Raw genomic sequence first — 18,153 nt, 5'->3', positions numbered from 1 at the left:
CTGCGCTTACCGGGCCTGCCTTAATATCGCGCCGGGATACCCAAGCTGGCGCCACGCTTCATACACCACTACCGACACCGCATTTGACAGGTTCATGCTGCGGCTGTCCGGCATCATCGGAATACGAATTTTTTGCTCGGCAGGCAGGGCGTCCAGAATTGTCGCCGGCAGGCCGCGTGTTTCCGGGCCAAACATCAGATAGTCACCGTCCTGATAGCTCACGGCGCTGTGCGCGGGCGTGCCTTTGGTCGTCAGGGCGAACATGCGCTGTGGTTTTTCCGCGTCCAGAAAGGCAGCGTAATCAGGATGGCGAACCACGGCGGTAAATTCATGGTAATCCAGCCCCGCGCGACGCAGGCGTTTGTCATCCCACGCAAAGCCCATCGGCTCAATGATATGCAGACGAAAGCCCGTGTTGGCACACAGGCGAATGATATTACCGGTATTTGGTGGAATTTCTGGTTCGAATAAAACGATGTTAAGCATGCTGCCCCCTTAATTGCGGGGGCAGAATAGCAGAAAGCAGCGGTCTTACGCGATGCCGGGATCCTGCGACCGGCAGCGCAGCAATTTAAAGACCGTAGCCGCGGCGGCCAGCAGCGCGGGAAGGCTCAGGAACATCAGGATGCTGTCCGCGTGCCACTGCAACGAAAGCAGCTGCGCGCTGGTCATCGTGCCCGCCACGCCGCCGAACCGGCCTATCCCCTGCATCCATGCGATGCCGGTTGCACGGCAGTCGGTGGGATAAAACGTGGCGGCCAGCGTCTGCATCCCGGATTGCGCGCCGTTCATGGTGATCCCCATCAGGAAAATAAGCCCGCCAAACAGCACGATGTGGTTGTGCTCCAGCCCCAGCGTAAGAATTAACACCATGGTGATGAAGAACCCGCCCGCCACCACCTTGTGCGCTTCCCAGCGATCCATCATCCAGCCTGCCAGCAGGATCCCGGCGGTGCCGCCGAAGGTAAAGAGTGAGGTGAGCCAGGCGGATTCCGCCAGCGGGTAGCCCATGCCGAGCATCAGCGTCGGCATCCAGCTCAGCAGCACGTAATAAATCACCAGGCCCATGAAATAGGTGACCCAGAGCATCAGCGTGCCGGGAAGCCAGGGCATTGAGAAGAGTTGTGCGACGCTGCCTTTTTTGCGCGCGGCGCGCTCCTCCGCCAGATAAAAACCCGTTACCGCGTCGAGCGGCGCGGCGGCGAAGCGAGCGGCAATGCGCTTGATCTGCATAACGTCTTTACCACGCTGAACCAGATACTTCACCGATTCCGGCAACAGCAGCGCCAGCAGCACGGTGAGCACCAGGGGGGCAATCGCCCCGGCCAACAGTACGCTTTGCCAGCCGTGGTTCGGGATCAGCCAGGACGAAATGGCTCCGCCGCCTGCCGCGCCCAGAGGAAACCCACAGTACATGGTATTAATGGCCCGGGAACGGCAGCGCTGCGGCGCAAACTCCGAAATCAGCGTAATGGCGTTCGGCATCGCCGCGCCCAGGCCAAGGCCGGTGAAAAACCGCCAGATCGTCAGCGAGTTAAGGCTCTGGGCGTAGGCCGTTGCCAGGCTCGAGAGGCCGAAAAAGAGGCAGGAGAAGACCAGCACGCGCTTGCGGCCAATGCGATCGGAAACCGGCCCGGCAATGAGTGCCCCCAGCGACAAACCCAGCAGGGCGGCACTCAGCACGGGGCCAAGATCCTGTTTAGCGATCCCCCACTCCGTCGAGAGCGTCGGGGCGATATAGCCCATCGCGGCGGTATCAAAGCCGTCTATTGCCAGGACCAGAAACCCCAGAACAATCAGCACCCAGTGGAGCCGGGAAAAGGGGCTGTCATCAATCACCTGCTGGATATCCACCTTGCCTGAATACGTCATACGCGACATCTCCGATGTGATGTTTTTTTTATGCTGTTGTATTTGCTTGTCTATACAACTGCGATCGGCGCAGAGATGTCAAATTAACTTATCCAAAATGTTATGCAGGTGTTATTTTGCACAAAAAAAGCGTTCAGCCGGATACCGACTGAACGCGTGAAGTGGAAAGCGCGAAACAGATCAGGCCGCGTTTCCTTGCGACAGCGGAGCCAGCGCGGCGGGTAATTTACTCAGCTCCTGTACCAGCGAATCTTTGCTGATTTCGCTAATCGATTTCGCGCCGGTCAGCGTCATGGCGACTTTCATCTCTTTCTCGATCAGGTCCAGTAGGTTCGCCACGCCCGCCTGGCCGCTGGTGGCCAGGGCATACAGATAAGCCCGACCAAGCAGCACGCTGTCAGCGCCGAGGGCGATCATGCGCACCACGTCCAGCCCGTTGCGAATGCCGCTGTCGGCCAGAATAGCGATATCGCCTTTTACCGCATCGGCAATGGCGGGCAGGGCGCGCGCGGAAGAGAGCACTCCGTCGAGCTGACGCCCACCGTGGTTTGAGACCACAATCCCGTCTGCGCCAAAGCGCACCGCGTCACGGGCATCTTCTGGATCGAGGATCCCCTTGATCACCATCGGGCCGTCCCAGAATTCGCGGATCCACTCCAGGTCTTTCCAGGAGATCGACGGATCGAAGTTATTCGCCAGCCAGCCGATGTAATCCTCCAGCCCGGTCGGTTTGCCCAGATACGCTGAGATGTTCCCCAGATCGTGCGGGCGGCCATTGACCCCCACATCCCATGCCCACTGCGGATGGGTCACCGCCTGCCAGTAACGGCGCATCGCAGCATTCGGGCCGCTCATGCCGGAGTGGGCGTCGCGGTAGCGCGCGCCCGGCGTGGGCATATCGACGGTAAAGACCAGCGTGGAGCAGCCCGCCGCTTTGGCGCGCTCCAGCGCGTTGCGCATAAAGCCGCGATCGCGCAGAACGTACAGCTGGAACCACATTGGGCGTTTGATAGTGGGGGCGACTTCTTCAATCGGACAAACGGAAACGGTGGAAAGCGTAAACGGAATGCCTTTGGCATCCGCCGCCGCTGCCGCCTGGACTTCACCGCGGCGGGCATACATGCCGCACAGGCCAACCGGGGCAAGCGCGACGGGCATAGAGAGCGTTTCGTTAAACAGCTTCGTCTCAAGGCTCAGATCGGACATATTCTTCAGCACGCGCTGGCGCAGAGCCACTTCAGACAGATCTTCCACGTTGCGGCGCAGGGTGTATTCGGCATACGCCCCGCCGTCGATATAGTGGAACAGGAACGGCGGCAAAATGCGCTGCGCCGCGGCGCGATAGTCACTGGCTGCTGAAATAATCATGCTTTGTTCTCCCTGGAAATATCATTGTCGCCAGGCAGACGGGTAATACGCGCCTGTCGGGCCTGATCTTCATCGAAGCGTTTAATGGTGGTATGTACGAAGCTGAGATGCGCCATCATCGCCTTGCGTGCGGCCTCGGCGTCGCCGGCCAGAATGGCGTTAAGCACGGCGTCGTGCTGTTCGGTTAACTGAGCAAAAACGGGCGGGACCAGATACATGCGCTGGCGGCTCTGTTTAACGGAGGATTGCAGCAGGTCAAAGAAGCCGCGCATGGTTTGCAGAAGAACCACGTTGTGCGAGGCTTCGGCAATCGCCAGGTGAAAACGCACGTCCGCCTGGGAAGCGATATCCGGGTCACGGCTTTGTGTCGCCTCAAAGCAGATTTTGAGCTTCTCTTTATCGGCCTCGGTTGCGCGCATCGCGGCATGCCAGGCGGTGCTGGCTTCGATGGCGTGGCGGGCTTCCAGGATATCGAAGCTGTAGTCCGGGTCGTTCTCCATCAGCGTTTTCAGCGGCTGAACGATATTTTGCTCGGACCAGTCGTCATGCTGCCAGCGCACAAAGGTACCGCCACCGCGACGGCTCAGCAGCACCCCTTCGCTGATCAGCGTCGCCAGCGCCTCGCGCAGTGAATTGCGCGACACACCAAGCTGGGCGGCAAGCTGGCGCTCGGCGGGCAATTTCATGCCCGCCTCCAGCTGCTGTTCTTCAATCAGCGCCCGCACGCGAGAGGCAATCTCGTCGGACAGGCGTCTGGGCATCACTATCATGGAATCATCCAGGTTAAGACATAGGCCTGCAGCGTGGTGATCACCCCCACCATGCAGGTAAATATCAGGCTGTGTTTTACGGTAAAGCGGAACAGATCCGACTCTTTCCCCACCAGCCCCACCGCGGCACAGGCAATGGCGATGGACTGCGGCGAAATCATCTTCCCGGTCACACCCCCCGTGGTATTAGCTGCGACAAGCAGGACGTCGGAGACGCCAATCTGCTGTGCTGCCGTCGCCTGCAGGGCCGCAAACAGGGCGTTGGACGAGGTATCCGACCCGGTCAGGAACACCCCCAGCCAGCCGAGGAACGGCGAGAAGAAGGTAAACGCGTGCCCGGTATGTGCCAGGGCCAGAGCCAGCGTCGACGACAGCCCGGAGTAGTTCGAGATAAACGCGAACGCCAGCACCATCCCGATGGAGTAAATCGGCAGCGCCAGCTCTTTCAGCGTGCTGGCAAACGTCTGCACCGCGGCGGCAGGCTTCATGCGCAGCCACACAATGGAAAGGATAGCGGCAAACAGGATGGCCGTACCGGTAGCGGAGAACCAGTCGAACTTGTAGACCGCCGCATACGGCGTGGCATCGTGAACCACCGGCGGCATGCGGGCGACCATCTTGTCGAGGAACGGTACAGAGATGTTAATCACCATGTCGTACAGCGCGCCGCCCGGGGCGAAGAGGGCTTTAAACGGCGGAATGCTCCACAGCGTTACGGTAGCGGTCAGGAACAGGAACGGCGACCACGCGCGAATAATCTGCCCTGGGGTATACCCCGTACGCGCCAGGGTTTGATCGACCTGGGACGCGCCCATATCGGCAAAGCGGAAAATACGCACCGGCTGCCAGCGTCTGAGGAACAGCGTCAGGCACACCAGCGACACCAGCGAAGAGATAATGTCCGGCAGCTCTGGGCCGAGGAAGTTAGAGCTAAGATACTGGGCGATAGCGAAAGAGCCGCCCGCGACCATCACCGCAGGCCAGGTCTCCTTCACGCCGCGCCAGCCGTCCATAATCGCCATGATCCAGAACAGCACGATGATGGTGAGGAACGGCAGCTGGCGGCCAACCATCTGGCCGATCTCGAAGCTGTCCAGCCCGGTGACCTGCCCGGCGACCAGAATCGGAATCCCCATCGCGCCAAACGCTACCGGCGCGGTGTTCACAATCAGGCACAGGCCAGCGGCATACAGCGGGTTAAAGCCCAGACCGACCAGCAGCGCGGCGGTAATCGCCACCGGCGCACCGAAGCCTGCCGCCCCTTCGAGGAACGCCCCGAACGAGAAACCGACAATCAGCATCTGCAGGCGCTGGTCAGGCGTGATGGAAAGAATCGACGAGCGGATAATGTCGAACTGCCCGGTTTTCACCGAGATTTTATAGACAAACACCGCCGCGATGATGATCCAGGCTATCGGCCACAGGCCGTAGAAAAAGCCATACACGACCGACGCCAGCGCGCGGTCGACCGGCATTTTGTAAAAGAACAACGCCACCAGCAGGGCGATGGCCACGGTCCAGGTTGCGGCAAGGTAGCCCTTCAGCTTGAGCTTAATCAGCGCGAAGAAGAAGAACAGGATCGGAAGCGATGCGATCAGGCTAGACAGCCAGATATTCCCGGCCGGATCGTAGTTTTGTTGCCAGAGGCTCATGCAGGTCTCCAGAGGACCACACGATCGGTTCGGCGGTGAGTCTGTGCTCATCTCTGCGTCACCGTCAGTGTAAAAGTGGTCCTGCCAATAAGGTGATGTAGGGTTAATGACAACAAATGGTTAATCAAATGTTATGTGTGAGCAATGGTTTTGTGAGCGGTAATGGCAGAAGTGTGAACCAGTGGACAGTCAAAAGGGGGATTGGTTGGGCCAATTTTGTGCGGGGTAAGGCTTGGGCTAGCTTACCCCGCACACAATAGACAAGGGGATACCCGTTAAATAAGTCCTTTTTGCGTAAAGGTGATCCGGGTCGCTTCGTTTAAGTCCATGTCTTTTAGTTTTTCAGGGGACACCCAGGTGATTTCCTGGAATTCTTCATTGAAGGTAATTTTTCGGTTAGCACTAATACAATCAAAGATAAGATAAATCATATAAATTTCTTCAGTAGTGCCGTCCTGATAGGTTTTAGTTCGAGTATCGTCACGGAATGCCCACGGTCGAATGTCAGTGATATTAAGCTCTTCACCCAATTCTTCCATGATTTCACGCCTTAGCGCGGTTTCCATCGTTTCACCCGGTTCCATGCCACCGCCAGGCAGCGCCCACTGTCCCGGAAAAACCCCACGGTCCGATGCCATTTTACAAAGCAGAAACTCACCGTTATTTTGGATAACAGGACACACGATTATTCTCTGGCGCATTTTAGCTCCTTAAAAACGTTGTTTTCTGAATTATCATATCAGAAAAAGCCTCAATATCATCAGGATGGTTACATACCATCACTCGCTGGCGAAGATGCTCTGGCAGGTTATCGAGGTATGCTGGCCGGTTATCCAAGTACTTTTCTTTTTCTCACTCGAAAACGCTTTATAGCCTTAAAACGTGAATTTCATCACTCATTAATATTACGTTAAGAGCAACATTGGCCTTATCCCTCTCGCTGAAAGAGGACCAACTCATGGATATTTGGGGAAATCGTTTTTTTGAAGTTTTATTTTAAATAAAAATACGTGTGTTGCTTTTAAAGTTATTTTTATACCAGGAGGACAGAATCGGATTTAACACAGGTGAAGTAGTTGTGCTTTTAGATGGAACGATTTTGATACTACGCGTTGGCTTTAACAGGAAGCCAGCGGGAGATGTTGAGCAATAAGAAACCCAATGCATTCTGGATGGGAATGCATTGGGTGGCTGAAGCATGCTATGAAATCAGAATGCCGTCTTACAAAAGCCCGTCATCTCTTTCAGGCCCATTTCACGGCCAAGTTCAGTCATCGGGTGAACCACCACCAGGCCACGGACGCTTTTCTTCAGCTTGCCCATGTCGGCCTGCTCTTTTTTGGTGATCGCGCGGCGGTGCGGCATATCCATCAGCTTCTGCGCTTCTTTGCTCAGCTTCTGGCCTTTAACTTCGCGCAGGCGCTCGATTTCTGCTTCCAGCTTAGTGACCTCTTTTTCCAGTTCGGCGTACTTCTCGGCGGAATCAACCAGCGAGAGGCCCGCCATCTGGTGACGGATCAGATCCAGACGGTCGCTCAAGCGTTTAATCTCGTTCTTTTCAACTTCTTTCATAACACATACTCTAAATTCGGGGGATTTACCGGGAAGGATACAACAAAGTGCGCAGGCTTACTTCTGAAACGCTTTTTTTAAGCTGATTCGTGAAATCAGCTCAGTCAGGGAAAGGACCATGGTAGAGCGAACAACTTGCTGATAACGCAGCTTTTGCATCGCATACAGCTCAGGATCGCTGTTATCGAAGTGGGGTGCCGGGGGCAGGGCGGTCACGCAGTGCAGCTCGCCGAACGGCCCGAGGATCTCATCATCGGTAAAGGCGTATTCATTACCGTCATGATTTAACTCTTCGCGCAACGCCATCAGCAGCTCGGCATCTTCATACTCGGGCCTGCTCAGCACGCCAAGACCGTAGATCAGCTTCAGGCGCACCGATAAATCGCCCAGCGGTCCGTCGCCGTCCAGTAACGGTTCTACAGCATATTTTACCGCGTAGTCGTCTTTGCGGAACACCTGAAGCACCAGGATGTTCACTGCCTCGGTCAGTAACTCGACGGCAGCAATCAGGAAGCTTCGTACGGTTTTGCCAGCATTCAGACGCTCAAGCACACGATTTTCAAAGGCCTGGGTTTGTTCCATTATTGCCTGCATATCTGACAATCTGTAATTTGGGCGCAGGCTAACCTGCGCCGCATTCTGCATCATTTGGTTGCGTTATAAGCGTTAACCGCCTCCACAACCACGTTGCTGTTGGCGTCCAGACCAGAGATCTGCGCCAGCGCAGCCTGAGGGCCTTCATCGCCAATCAGTTGCGCCAGTTCCTGTGCCTGCGGGTCCTGCTCGCTGCGATAGTGCATTGCGGCGGCAATCCCTTTCATTAGGTTGGCATGCGGCAGACCGTATTCCAGCGTGCCCAGCAGTGGCTTAATTAGACGGTCGCCCGCGCTCAGTTTGCGCAGAGGCTGACGTCCCACGCGCTCGACGTCATCTTTCAGGTACGGATTCTCAAAACGTCCGAGGATTTTCTGAATGTAGGCTGCATGCTTATCGGCATCAAAACCGTAGCGTTTAATCAGCACTGCGCCGCTCTCTTCCATTGCGCCTTTCACCACCGTACGGATGTTCTCATCAAGGATTGCATCACGGATGGTCTGATGACCGGCCAATTTGCCGAGGTACGCGGTTATAGCATGCCCGGTGTTAAGCGTGAAGAGTTTACGCTCGACAAATGCCATCAGATTGTCGGTTAATTCCATTCCCGGAATGGTCGGCAGCGCGCCTTTAAACTGGGTTTTATCAACGATCCACTCGCTGAAGGTTTCAACGGTGACTTCCAGCGGATCGTGGGTGGCCGATTCTGACGGCGGAACGATGCGGTCCACGGCGGAATCAACAAAACCGACGTGCGCCTCAACCCAGGTCTTGTCTTCGTCCGCCACGGCGGCCATAACGTGAGCTTTCAGCTGCGTGGTGCCGCGCACCATGTTCTCACAGGCGATAATGTTTAGCGGCGTTTCAATGCCCTGCTCTTTACGTTTTGCCAGGCCTTTTGCCACGGCAGGGGCAATGCGCTCCAGCACAACCGGGCCGACGGCGGTGGTGACCAGGTCAACGTGGGCGATAAGGTCGATAACCTCGTCGCCAATGCTGCTCACCGCATCCACGCCAGACACCGTCTCAACCTGTTCGTTTTCGCCGACAACGTGGACCTGGTAGCTATGACGGGCATTCAGGGCGTCGAGCACCACCTGGTTCACATCGGCGAATGTCAGCGTAATGCCTGCGTCTGCCAGCAGTTTGCCGATAAAACCACGACCGATATTACCTGCGCCAAAATGTAATGCTTTCATAGTGTTAACCTTCATTAATGTTTTTACCCGAGAGGGCTGGGGTGAGGAACTTTTCCCCTCACCCTAGCCCTCTCCCCAACGGGGAGAGGGAAGAGAACAGACTTACTTGTTCAACAGCGCCAGCACTTCTTCTACGCTGGTGGTGTTGGCCAGACGCTCGATGACGGTGTCGTCGTCCAGGGCGTTGGTCAGGCTGGTAATCACCTGGATGTGCTCGTTGTTGCGAGCGGCGATACCAATCACCAGACGGGCGATGTCATCTTCTTCTTCACCGAAGCGTACGCCCTGTGGATACTGGCAGAACACGACGCCGGTTTTCAGCACGCGGTCTTTCGCTTCAACCGTACCGTGTGGAACCGCAATGGATTCGCCGAGGTAGGTTGGCGTCAGTTTTTCACGTTCCAGCATCGCTTCAACGTATTCTGGCTGAACGTACCCGCCAGCAACCAGCTGCTCACCCGCGAAGCGAATGGCGTCTTCTTTCGTGGCAGCGGTACGGCCAAGGAAGATGTTTTCCGCGCCCAGTCTGAACAGGTGCGCATTGCTCTCGTCAAAGCTGTCCTGCAGGCTGGTACGCACTTTCACTTCATTATCTTCGTGACGCTGCGCAGCAACCAGACGTTCGGTCAGGCTGGCGTACAGGCCGCTGTCGAGGAAGTTGGTCAGCGAAATGTGCTGTGCCTGAGGCACCTGGCGCATCGCACGCTCGGTCAGATCGCGGTGCGTAATCACCAGGTCAACGTCCGGCGGCAGGCTGTTGATCGCGCTGTTGGTGACGGAGATATTGGTCAGGCCCGCATCCTGCACTTTCTTGCGCAGTACGCCTGCACCCATTGCGCTGGAACCCATACCGGCGTCGCAGGCAACGATGATTTTACGTACGTGGCTCAGGTCGTTAGAGACATCGCCAGCCGCCAGCGGCGTTGCGCCTTTGGATTCTGCTTTCATGTCATGCATACGACGGGTTGCCGCTTCGATATCGTCTTCTTCTTTCACTTTGCTGGTTTTCAGCAGGATAGCCGAGACCACAAAGGAGACCGCCATCGCCGCACAGATAGCCGCAATGTTAGCGAAGTAAGCGCCTTTCGGGGTCATCGCCAGTACCGCCAGGATAGAGCCTGGAGAAGCTGGAGAAACCAGACCACCACCCAGCACGCTCAGCGTGAACACGCCAGTCATACCGCCGAGGATAACGGCCAGGATCAGACGTGGGTTCATCAGCACGTACGGGAAGTAAATTTCGTGGATACCGCCCAGGAAGTGGATGATTGCCGCGCCGCCCGCAGACTGTTTTGCACTGCCGCGACCAAAGAACATATACGCCAGCAGAACGCCCATACCCGGACCCGGGTTCGCTTCAATCAGGAAGAAGATGGACTTGCCAAGGTCATGCGACTGCTGGATACCCAGCGGGGAGAAGATACCGTGGTTAATGGCGTTGTTGAGGAACAGGATTTTCGCCGGTTCAACAAAGATAGACGCCAGCGGCAGCATGTCGTGCGCCACCATGAAGTTAACACCTGCCGCCAGAATTTTGGACAGAACTTCAACCGCAGGGCCAATGCCGAGGAACGCCAGAATTGCGAGGATCATCCCGATGATGCCCGCAGAGAAGTTGTTCACCAGCATTTCGAAGCCGGACTTGATCTTGCCATCCACCCAGACGTCGAATTTCTTAATCGCCCAGCCGCCCAGAGGACCGGCAATCATCGCGCCGAGGAACATCGGCATATCCGCGCCGACGATCACGCCCATGGTCGTAATGGCACCCACTACGCCACCGCGATCTCCGCCGACCAGACGACCACCGGTATAACCGATGAGCAGCGGCAGCAGATAGGTAATCATTGGGCCAACAAGTTTCGCCAGCGTTTCGTTAGGCAACCACCCTGTCGGAATAAACAATGCGGTGATAATACCCCACGCGATAAACGCGCCGATATTTGGCATCACCATGTTGCTGAGAAAACGACCAAAGCTTTGAACTTTGATCTTGAAATCGGATGACATAAAACACCCCTTCTTATGTTTACGCTTAGGCTTACGGCCCGAGGTTTATCGTTAATGTGCGGCGGCAGAGGTAGCCGGGCCCTGTTCTGATGCTGTGAAATCTGGCATTGAATCGTTCAACTGTCCAGACAACGAAAATTTGTGTGATCTCAATCACGTAAATGTAGGGGGTATGCCATTTAATGAAGTGATCGCGATCACATAACGCGTGCATAAAAAAAATACAACGGGCATAAAGTAAGCAAAATACCCAGCATTTTGTGATTCGCATCACATTTGCTCGCCGCGTGTTTGTTTTGTTATTGTGATTGAATTCACAAAATATTTGCATGCAGATTTGTCCTGATGCGATCGGCCATCAACTCTGCATTCAGGTTTGCCTTAAATGGCCGATCACACCCAAAGCTAAACGAGACACTCTTTTTGTGGTATGGCGAAAAGGCGAAACCTGGATTACGCTCATAATGTAAGTTTATATGACGATTATTCAGCCTGTATTTTGACACGCTGATAAACTTGCATGGAGATATAAAAAAACCACTCCCCGGCTCATAAATATCATTTCTGAAAGTGATGTCTAATGAATTAATTTGCGTGCATACCTTTTTATTACATTAATGCGTTGTCGTCGTGTGAGTGAGGAAATTATGTTTCTCAACTATTTTGCGCTGGGCGTATTGATTTTTGTCTTTCTGGTTCTGTTTTATGGAATCATTGCCATTCATGATATTCCTTATAACATGGCCAAAAAGCGTAACCATCCCCATGCCGATGCCATCCACACGGCCGGGTGGATCAGCCTGTTTACCCTCCATGCCATCTGGCCGTTTCTGTGGATTTGGGCCACGCTATACCAGCCAGAGCGCGGCTGGGGGATGCAGAACCACATGCAGCCTCCCGAGCGGGCCCCGGATGTCGAAGCCCTGGCTAAACGCGTCGCTCACCTTGAGCAAAAACTGGCTTCAGTGCTCGTCCCGGCTGAAAAGACTACGCGGGAGCGCTAATCATGGATTTATTAATTATCCTGACTTACGTGGCATTTGCCTGGGCCATTTTTAAAATATTTCGAATTCCGGTAAATCAATGGACGCTCGCCACGGCGGCGTTGGGCGGTGTGTTTATTGTTGCTGGCCTTATCTTATTAATGAATTATAACCACCCCTATACATATACGGCGCAAAAAGCCGTTATCTCTATTCCGATTACCCCGCAGGTCACGGGCGTGGTCAATAACGTCACGGATAAAACTAACCAGCTCATTAAAAAAGGTGAGGTGTTATTTACGCTCGACCCGGTACGTTATCAGGCGCGCGTCGACCGGCTTCAGGCGGACCTGGTGACCGCCACCTACAATATCAGCGTGTTAAAAGCACAGCTCTCTGAAGCGCAGGCCAATACCACCCGCGTCTCCGCTGAGCGTGACCGTCTGTATAAAGACTATCAGCGCTACCTGAAAGGCAGCCGGGCAAAGGTTAACCCTTTCTCTGAAAGCGACATTGATAATGCGCGGCAAAATTATCTGGCTCAGGACGCGATGGTTAAAGGCACTGTGGCCGAGCAGATGCAGATCCAAAGCCAATTAGACAGCGTGGTGAATGGAGAGCAGTCGCAGATTGTGTCCCTGCGCGCACAGCTGGCTGAAGCCAAATACAACCTTGATCAGACCACCGTGCGTGCGCCGAGCAATGGCTACGTGACGCAGGTGCTGATCCGCCCGGGGACGTATGCGGCGGCGCTGCCGCTGCGCCCGGTGATGGTCTTTATCCCTGAACAAAAACGTCAGATTGTCGCGCAGTTCCGCCAGAACTCGCTGCTGCGCCTGAAGCCGGGCGATGAGGCCGAGGTGGTCTTTAACGCGCTGCCGGGGCAGGTATTCACCGGTAAACTCACCGGGATCCTGCCCGTGGTTCCCGGTGGCTCATACCAGGCACAGGGCGCACTGCAATCGCTGTCAGTCGTGCCCGGCTCGGATGGTGTCCTTGCGCTGATCGAACTTAAGCCGGACGCTCAGGTTGATGCCCTTCCCGATGGCATCTATGCCCAGGTGGCGGTTTACTCCGATCACTTCGCGCACGTCTCCGTGATGCGTAAAGTGCTGCTGCGGATGACCAGCTGGATGCACTATCTCTACCTCGATCACTGATCTTCACGGGCAGGAATGCGATACGCATACCTGCCTTTTTCCATTGATTGTTCCATACTGACGTTTTTCGCGGCATCAAGGATCAGGCAATGAAACTCGTCGGCAGCTATACCAGTCCCTTCGTGCGTAAAATTTCAATTCTCCTGCTGGAGAAAGGGATTGCGTTTGAATTCGTAAATGAACAGCCTTACAACGCCGAAAACGGCGTGGCGCAGTACAATCCTCTGGGAAAAGTCCCGGCGCTGGTGACGGATGAGGGCGAATGCTGGTTTGATTCCCCGATTATTGCGGAATACATCGAACTGCTGGGGATCGCGCCCGCGATGCTGCCAGCCGATCCGAAAGCGGCGCTGGCGATGAAGCAAACAGAAGCCCTGGCGGACGGCATTATGGACGCGGCACTTGCCTCCGTGCGCGAGCAGGCAAGGCCAGCAGCCCAGCAGTCGGAAACGGAGCTGCTGCGTCAGCGGGAAAAAATCAGCCGCAGCCTGGACCATTGTGAACAGCTGATCCGGGACGGGAAAATTCAGAATGACGATCTCAACCTGGGAACCATTGCTATCGCCTGCGCCATTGGCTACCTCAACTTCCGCCGGGTTTCGCCTGGCTGGTGCGTAGACCGTCCGCTGCTGGTGAAGCTCGCTGAGACCCTTTTCCAGCGCGAAAGCTTTGCCCGTACCGAACCGCCAAAGGCTTGATGCGGGTTATAACACTTAGCGGCCAGAGGCGTTACAATCCCTCCCATGTTAACTCCCTCTCCCGTCGGGAGGGGGGATGATATCCATTCGCCGGGCGCATCCATGACTACTCATCGTTCTCTCTACAGCCACATTCCTGCTACCGATCGGCTTCTGCGTGATCCCCACTTCTTAACCGTCGTCGACCGTTTCGGCCATACCGCGACGGTCGATATGCTGCGTCTGCTTCAGGAAGAGGTGCGGGAACATATTCAGGCAGAGAATGCCTTACCGGACTGGTGCGCGGACTGGGGGCAGGAGGCGGAACGGCGGCTGTCGGCTAACGCGCAGGGTGCTCTGCGTCCGGTGTTTAACCTGACGGGAACGGTGCTGCATACCAACCTGGGTCGTGCGCAGCAGGCCGAAGAGGCGGTCGCGGCGGTTGCTCAGGCCATGCGTTCGCCGGTCACGCTGGAGTATGATCTGGATGGCGCTGGCCGGGGCCATCGCGATCGGGCGCTGGCGGATTTGCTCTGCCAGCTCACCGGTGCCGAAGACGCCTGCATCGTGAATAACAACGCGGCGGCTGTGCTGCTGATGCTGGCAGCGACGGCCAGCGGCAAAGAGGTGGTGGTCTCGCGTGGCGAGCTGGTGGAGATTGGCGGTGCGTTCCGCATCCCGGACGTCATGCGTCAGGCGGGCTGTACGCTGCACGAAGTGGGCACCACCAATCGCACCCATGCAAAAGATTATCGCGCGGCGGTCAACGAAAATACCGCGCTGCTGATGAAGGTACACACCAGCAATTACCATATTGAAGGTTTCACTAAAACGGTCGACGAGGCCGAACTGGCCGCTATCGGGCGTGAACTGAACGTGCCGGTTATTGCCGATCTCGGCAGCGGTTCGCTGGTGGATTTAAGCCAGTACGGGCTGCCGAAAGAGCCGATGGTGCAGGAGACGATTGCGGCAGGCGTAAGTCTGGTGAGCTTCTCCGGCGATAAGCTGCTGGGCGGGCCGCAGGCCGGGATCGTCGTCGGCAAACGTGAGCTTATTGCGAAGCTGCAACAGCATCCGCTCAAGCGCGCGCTGCGTGCCGACAAAATGACTCTTGCAGCGCTTGAAGCGACGCTGCGGCTCTACCTCCACCCGGAGAAGCTGGCCGAACGGCTGCCAACGCTGCGTCTGCTGGCGCGGGATGCCGCCTCGATTCGTGCGCAGGGCGAGCTACTGCTGTCGCAGGTTGCCCCGTACTATGCCGGGTTTGACGTGCGCGTTGAATCTTGCCAGTCGCAGATTGGCAGCGGCTCGCTGCCGGTAGACAGACTGCCGAGCGCCGCGCTGACGTTTACACCACGCGACGGACGCGGCAGCCAGCTTGAGGCGTTATCGGCCCGCTGGCGTGCGCTGCCTGCGCCGGTTATCGGACGCATATACGACGGACGCATGTGGTTAGACCTACGCTGTCTTGAAGATGAAGAGCAGTTTCTGGAGATGCTGTTGAAATGATTATTGCCACCGCCGGTCACGTTGACCACGGAAAAACCACCCTGCTGCAGGCCATTACCGGCGTGAATGCTGACCGCCTGCCGGAAGAGAAAAAACGCGGCATGACCATCGATCTGGGCTATGCCTACTGGCCGCAGCCGGATGGTCGCGTGCTGGGCTTTATTGATGTGCCGGGGCACGAAAAGTTTTTGTCGAATATGCTGGCCGGGGTCGGCGGCATCGATCATGCGCTGCTGGTGGTGGCCTGCGATGACGGCGTGATGGCGCAAACCCGCGAACATCTGGCGATCCTACAGCTCACGGGCAATCCGCAGCTCACCGTTGCCCTCACCAAAGCCGACCGCGTGGATGACGCACGCAGGGACGAGGTCAGGGAGCAGGTGCAGGGCGTGCTGCGCGAATACGGTTTTGCCGATGCGCCGCTTTTTGTCACCGTGGCGACCGAGGGGCGCGGGATTGATGCCCTGCGCGACCATTTGCAGCAGCTGCCGTCGCGCCAGCGCGCGAGCCATCACCGCTTTCGCCTGGCCATCGACCGGGCGTTTACCGTCAAAGGGGCGGGTCTGGTGGTCACAGGCACCGCGCTGAGCGGCGAAGTGAACGTCGGCGATACGCTCTGGCTGACGGGCGTGAATAAGCCGATGCGCGTGCGTGGTCTGCATGCCCAGAATCAACCGGTGGAACACGCCCATGCCGGGCAGCGCATCGCGCTGAACATTGCGGGCGATGCTGAAAAAGACCGCCTTAACCGTGGCGACTGGCTGCTATCCGCTGCGCCACCGGAGCCGTCTGAGCGGGTCATTGTCTCTCTGCACAGCTTCACGCCGCTGACGCAGTGGCAGCCGTTGCACATCCATCACGCCGCCAGCCATATTACCGGGCGGGTGTCGCTGCTGGAAAACAACCTCGCCGAGCTTGTACTTGATTCCCCGCTGTGGCTCGCGGATAACGACCGCCTGGTGCTGCGCGACATCTCGGCGCGGGAAACGCTGGCCGGGGCGCGGGTGGTGACGCTGGATCCGCCCCGTCGCGGGAAGCGTAAGCCGGAATACCTGCAATGGCTGGCGGCGCTGGAGCAAGCCGACGATGATAAAGCCGCGCTGCTGACGCATCTCGAACGCGGCGCGGTAAACCTGAGTGATTTCGCGTGGGCGCGCCAGCTGAACGGTGAAAGCCTGGGGGAACTGACGCAGGAAGAGGGCTTTATCCAGGCCGGAAACAGCCTGCTCAATGCCCCGGTCGCAGCACGCTGGCAGCGTAAAGTGTTGAACACGCTTGCCACATACCACCAGCAGCATCAGGATGAACCCGGTCCGGGGCGCGAGCGCCTGCGTCGCATGGCGCTGCCGATGGAAGATGAAGCGCTGGTGCTGCTGCTGATTGAAAAAATGCGCGAAAGCGGCGCGATCAAAAGCCACCACGGCTGGCTGCACCTGCCGGAACACAAAGCCGGCTTCACCGCCGAGCAAGAGGCGATATGGCAAAAAGCGGCGTCGTTGTTCGGCGATGAGCCGTGGTGGGTGCGCGATCTTGCGCGAGAAACCCACACTGACGAGCAGACCATGCGTCAGGTCTTACGCCATGCGGCGCAGCAGGGGCTGATTGTGGCGATCGTGAAAGATCGTTATTACCGCAACGATCGCATTCTGGCGTTTGCAAACCTGATCCGCCATCGCGATCGGGTGCAGGGGTCAACCTGTGCGGCGGACTTCCGCGACCAGCTGAACGTGGGGCGCAAGCTGGCGATTCAGATCCTCGAATATTTCAACCGGACAGGCTTTACGCGTCGTCGGGGCAACGATCATCTGCTTCGCGACGCGCAGCTGTTCCCGGTACAGGGTGAGTCGCGTTAAGTGCGGTTCTGCTTTGCCAGCCAGACGGCGCCCAGGCGGCCCGCCTGATTGCCCAGTTTACACGGCAGGATCGGCACCTTGAGCGCCTCCCACTCCTCAAAACGCTGTAAATACTTATCGAGCAGGAGATAGACTTTCTCCTGCTCGCTGATGCCGCCGCCAATCAGCACCGCCTGCGGATCAAACATGGAGATCACGCTGTAGACGCCGCGGGACAAAAAATGCGCCCACTCTTCAATGGCCTCACGCAGATGAACGTCGCTATCCATACGTTTAAACAGCTCTTCACCGTGGGGCATTTCGTCTTCGCTGAGCCGTAACGCGCGGCTGCAGGCCTTCATCAGGCCGCTGGCAGATGCCACCTCGTGCATGCATTCGCCGTTATTGCCGACGGGAAGCACGCCAAATTCACCCGCCCGATAGTGCGAGCCGCGATAAAGGTCGCCTTCCATCACGATCCCGCCGCCGATACCCGTGCCGATGGTGATGCAGACGAAATGCTCGTAATCTTTCCCCGCCCCTTGCCAGCGTTCGCCCAGCGCCGCGCAGTTGGCGTCGTTTTCGATGGTCACGGGCAGGTCGGTCAGCTCTGCAAAAAGCGCACACAGGTTTTTGCCGTCAAGATACTCAAGCGCGCCTGCTTTCGCCGCTTCGCCGGTATGGTGATTGATATGGCCTGGAAAGCTCACCCCGATGCCGACAACGTCATGCTCCTGCTGATACGCTTCCACCACCGCTTTCCATTTCTGTTTAAAGGATGCTTCATCCTCCGGGGTGTCGTACTCCTCAGATGTCAGTTCCTTGCCGTTTTCATCAATCACGCCGTGTTTGATGTGGGTTCCGCCCACGTCAAAGCCAATAAATAGCTGCATCGCATCGTTCCTCATGAGCCTTTAAGCTATTAAGTATGGCTCAGCGGCAGAAACGAAACGTA

Annotated in this window: 16 protein-coding genes; 5 read left to right on the top strand and 11 right to left on the bottom strand. The window is 56.9% G+C overall.

Going from position 1 to position 18,153, the window contains the following annotated elements; translation table 11 throughout:
• Window positions 1-6: 6 nt before the first annotated feature.
• The 10 genes from trmL to QLG21_RS14510 form a co-directional block, all read right to left on the bottom strand.
• The gene (trmL, locus tag QLG21_RS14555; protein ID WP_006177750.1) at window positions 7-486 is read right to left on the bottom strand and encodes a tRNA (uridine(34)/cytosine(34)/5-carboxymethylaminomethyluridine(34)-2'-O)-methyltransferase TrmL; all 480 of its coding nucleotides are present in this window, start codon (window positions 484-486) and stop codon (window positions 7-9) included.
• 45 nt (window positions 487-531) lie between these two features.
• Window positions 532-1,872, bottom strand: coding sequence for an aromatic acid/H+ symport family MFS transporter (locus QLG21_RS14550; RefSeq protein WP_282484678.1), 1,341 nt, complete (start codon window positions 1,870-1,872; stop codon window positions 532-534).
• A 180-nt stretch (window positions 1,873-2,052) separates the two neighbouring features.
• Entirely contained in the window at window positions 2,053-3,240 is a 1,188-nt protein-coding gene (gene lldD, locus QLG21_RS14545) for an FMN-dependent L-lactate dehydrogenase LldD (protein WP_006177753.1), read from the bottom strand.
• On the bottom strand, window positions 3,237-4,010 hold the full coding sequence (gene lldR, locus QLG21_RS14540) for a transcriptional regulator LldR (protein ID WP_006177754.1): 774 nt from the start codon (window positions 4,008-4,010) through the stop codon (window positions 3,237-3,239). Before lldR ends, lldD begins: the two co-directional genes overlap by 4 nt.
• Entirely contained in the window at window positions 4,007-5,662 is a 1,656-nt protein-coding gene (gene lldP, locus QLG21_RS14535) for an L-lactate permease (protein WP_282484677.1), read from the bottom strand. The genes lldR and lldP overlap by 4 nt, the downstream gene beginning before the upstream one ends.
• 275 nt (window positions 5,663-5,937) lie before the next feature.
• On the bottom strand, window positions 5,938-6,363 hold the full coding sequence (gene nudI, locus QLG21_RS14530) for a nucleoside triphosphatase NudI (protein ID WP_058610504.1): 426 nt from the start codon (window positions 6,361-6,363) through the stop codon (window positions 5,938-5,940).
• 508 nt (window positions 6,364-6,871) lie between these two features.
• Window positions 6,872-7,234 (bottom strand): YibL family ribosome-associated protein, encoded by a 363-nt coding sequence (locus QLG21_RS14525; protein WP_006177758.1) that lies wholly within the window; start codon window positions 7,232-7,234, stop codon window positions 6,872-6,874.
• A 57-nt stretch (window positions 7,235-7,291) separates the two neighbouring features.
• Window positions 7,292-7,882: a mannitol operon repressor MtlR gene (gene mtlR, locus QLG21_RS14520; RefSeq protein ID WP_006177759.1), complete on the bottom strand. Its 591-nt coding sequence runs from the start codon at window positions 7,880-7,882 to the stop codon at window positions 7,292-7,294.
• Window positions 7,879-9,027, bottom strand: a complete 1,149-nt coding sequence (gene mtlD / locus QLG21_RS14515; protein ID WP_282484676.1) for a mannitol-1-phosphate 5-dehydrogenase — start codon at window positions 9,025-9,027, stop codon at window positions 7,879-7,881. Before mtlD ends, mtlR begins: the two co-directional genes overlap by 4 nt.
• Window positions 9,028-9,129: 102 nt before the next feature.
• Window positions 9,130-11,037 (bottom strand): PTS mannitol transporter subunit IICBA, encoded by a 1,908-nt coding sequence (locus QLG21_RS14510; RefSeq protein ID WP_006177761.1) that lies wholly within the window; start codon window positions 11,035-11,037, stop codon window positions 9,130-9,132.
• 647 nt (window positions 11,038-11,684) lie between these two features.
• On the opposite strand from QLG21_RS14510, the gene QLG21_RS14505 reads away from it, so the two are divergent.
• From QLG21_RS14505 to selB, 5 genes are all read left to right on the top strand, one after another.
• Window positions 11,685-12,041, top strand: coding sequence for a DUF3302 domain-containing protein (locus QLG21_RS14505; protein ID WP_282484674.1), 357 nt, complete (start codon window positions 11,685-11,687; stop codon window positions 12,039-12,041).
• A gap of 2 nt (window positions 12,042-12,043) precedes the next feature.
• Window positions 12,044-13,180, top strand: a complete 1,137-nt coding sequence (locus tag QLG21_RS14500; RefSeq protein WP_137903441.1) for an HlyD family secretion protein — start codon at window positions 12,044-12,046, stop codon at window positions 13,178-13,180.
• Between the two features lie 89 nt (window positions 13,181-13,269).
• On the top strand, window positions 13,270-13,878 hold the full coding sequence (locus tag QLG21_RS14495; protein WP_088209012.1) for a glutathione S-transferase: 609 nt from the start codon (window positions 13,270-13,272) through the stop codon (window positions 13,876-13,878).
• A gap of 102 nt (window positions 13,879-13,980) precedes the next feature.
• Window positions 13,981-15,366: an L-seryl-tRNA(Sec) selenium transferase gene (selA, locus tag QLG21_RS14490; protein WP_282484673.1), complete on the top strand. Its 1,386-nt coding sequence runs from the start codon at window positions 13,981-13,983 to the stop codon at window positions 15,364-15,366.
• Window positions 15,363-17,219 carry a selenocysteine-specific translation elongation factor gene (gene selB, locus QLG21_RS14485; protein WP_282484672.1) on the top strand — a complete coding sequence of 619 codons (1,857 nt, stop codon included), beginning with the start codon at window positions 15,363-15,365 and terminating at the stop codon, window positions 17,217-17,219. Before selA ends, selB begins: the two co-directional genes overlap by 4 nt.
• Here the strand turns inward: selB and QLG21_RS14480 are convergent.
• The gene (locus tag QLG21_RS14480; RefSeq protein ID WP_282484671.1) at window positions 17,216-18,091 is read right to left on the bottom strand and encodes an ROK family protein; all 876 of its coding nucleotides are present in this window, start codon (window positions 18,089-18,091) and stop codon (window positions 17,216-17,218) included. The two genes, selB and QLG21_RS14480, sit on opposite strands and share 4 nt — an antisense overlap.
• Window positions 18,092-18,153 lie beyond the last annotated feature (62 nt).

The organism is Enterobacter sp. V87_3 (genome assembly GCF_029967835.1).
GTDB lineage: Bacteria > Pseudomonadota > Gammaproteobacteria > Enterobacterales > Enterobacteriaceae > Enterobacter > Enterobacter cancerogenus.
Note: the sequence above shows the minus strand (reverse complement) of the source record. Positions and strands in the feature narration are given on the sequence as shown.

Excerpts from the sequence above, each read along its gene's own strand:
- trmL (WP_006177750.1), bottom strand. The coding sequence starts at position 486 with ATGCTTAACATCGTTTTATTCGAACCAGAAATTCCACCAAATACCGGT.
- QLG21_RS14550 (WP_282484678.1), bottom strand. The coding sequence starts at position 1,872 with ATGACGTATTCAGGCAAGGTGGATATCCAGCAGGTGATTGATGACAGC.
- lldD (WP_006177753.1), bottom strand. The coding sequence starts at position 3,240 with ATGATTATTTCAGCAGCCAGTGACTATCGCGCCGCGGCGCAGCGCATT.
- lldR (WP_006177754.1), bottom strand. The coding sequence starts at position 4,010 with ATGATAGTGATGCCCAGACGCCTGTCCGACGAGATTGCCTCTCGCGTG.
- lldP (WP_282484677.1), bottom strand. The coding sequence starts at position 5,662 with ATGAGCCTCTGGCAACAAAACTACGATCCGGCCGGGAATATCTGGCTG.
- nudI (WP_058610504.1), bottom strand. The coding sequence starts at position 6,363 with ATGCGCCAGAGAATAATCGTGTGTCCTGTTATCCAAAATAACGGTGAG.
- QLG21_RS14525 (WP_006177758.1), bottom strand. The coding sequence starts at position 7,234 with ATGAAAGAAGTTGAAAAGAACGAGATTAAACGCTTGAGCGACCGTCTG.
- mtlR (WP_006177759.1), bottom strand. The coding sequence starts at position 7,882 with ATGATGCAGAATGCGGCGCAGGTTAGCCTGCGCCCAAATTACAGATTG.
- mtlD (WP_282484676.1), bottom strand. The coding sequence starts at position 9,027 with ATGAAAGCATTACATTTTGGCGCAGGTAATATCGGTCGTGGTTTTATC.
- QLG21_RS14510 (WP_006177761.1), bottom strand. The coding sequence starts at position 11,037 with ATGTCATCCGATTTCAAGATCAAAGTTCAAAGCTTTGGTCGTTTTCTC.
- QLG21_RS14505 (WP_282484674.1), top strand. The coding sequence starts at position 11,685 with ATGTTTCTCAACTATTTTGCGCTGGGCGTATTGATTTTTGTCTTTCTG.
- QLG21_RS14500 (WP_137903441.1), top strand. The coding sequence starts at position 12,044 with ATGGATTTATTAATTATCCTGACTTACGTGGCATTTGCCTGGGCCATT.
- QLG21_RS14495 (WP_088209012.1), top strand. The coding sequence starts at position 13,270 with ATGAAACTCGTCGGCAGCTATACCAGTCCCTTCGTGCGTAAAATTTCA.
- selA (WP_282484673.1), top strand. The coding sequence starts at position 13,981 with ATGACTACTCATCGTTCTCTCTACAGCCACATTCCTGCTACCGATCGG.
- selB (WP_282484672.1), top strand. The coding sequence starts at position 15,363 with ATGATTATTGCCACCGCCGGTCACGTTGACCACGGAAAAACCACCCTG.
- QLG21_RS14480 (WP_282484671.1), bottom strand. The coding sequence starts at position 18,091 with ATGCAGCTATTTATTGGCTTTGACGTGGGCGGAACCCACATCAAACAC.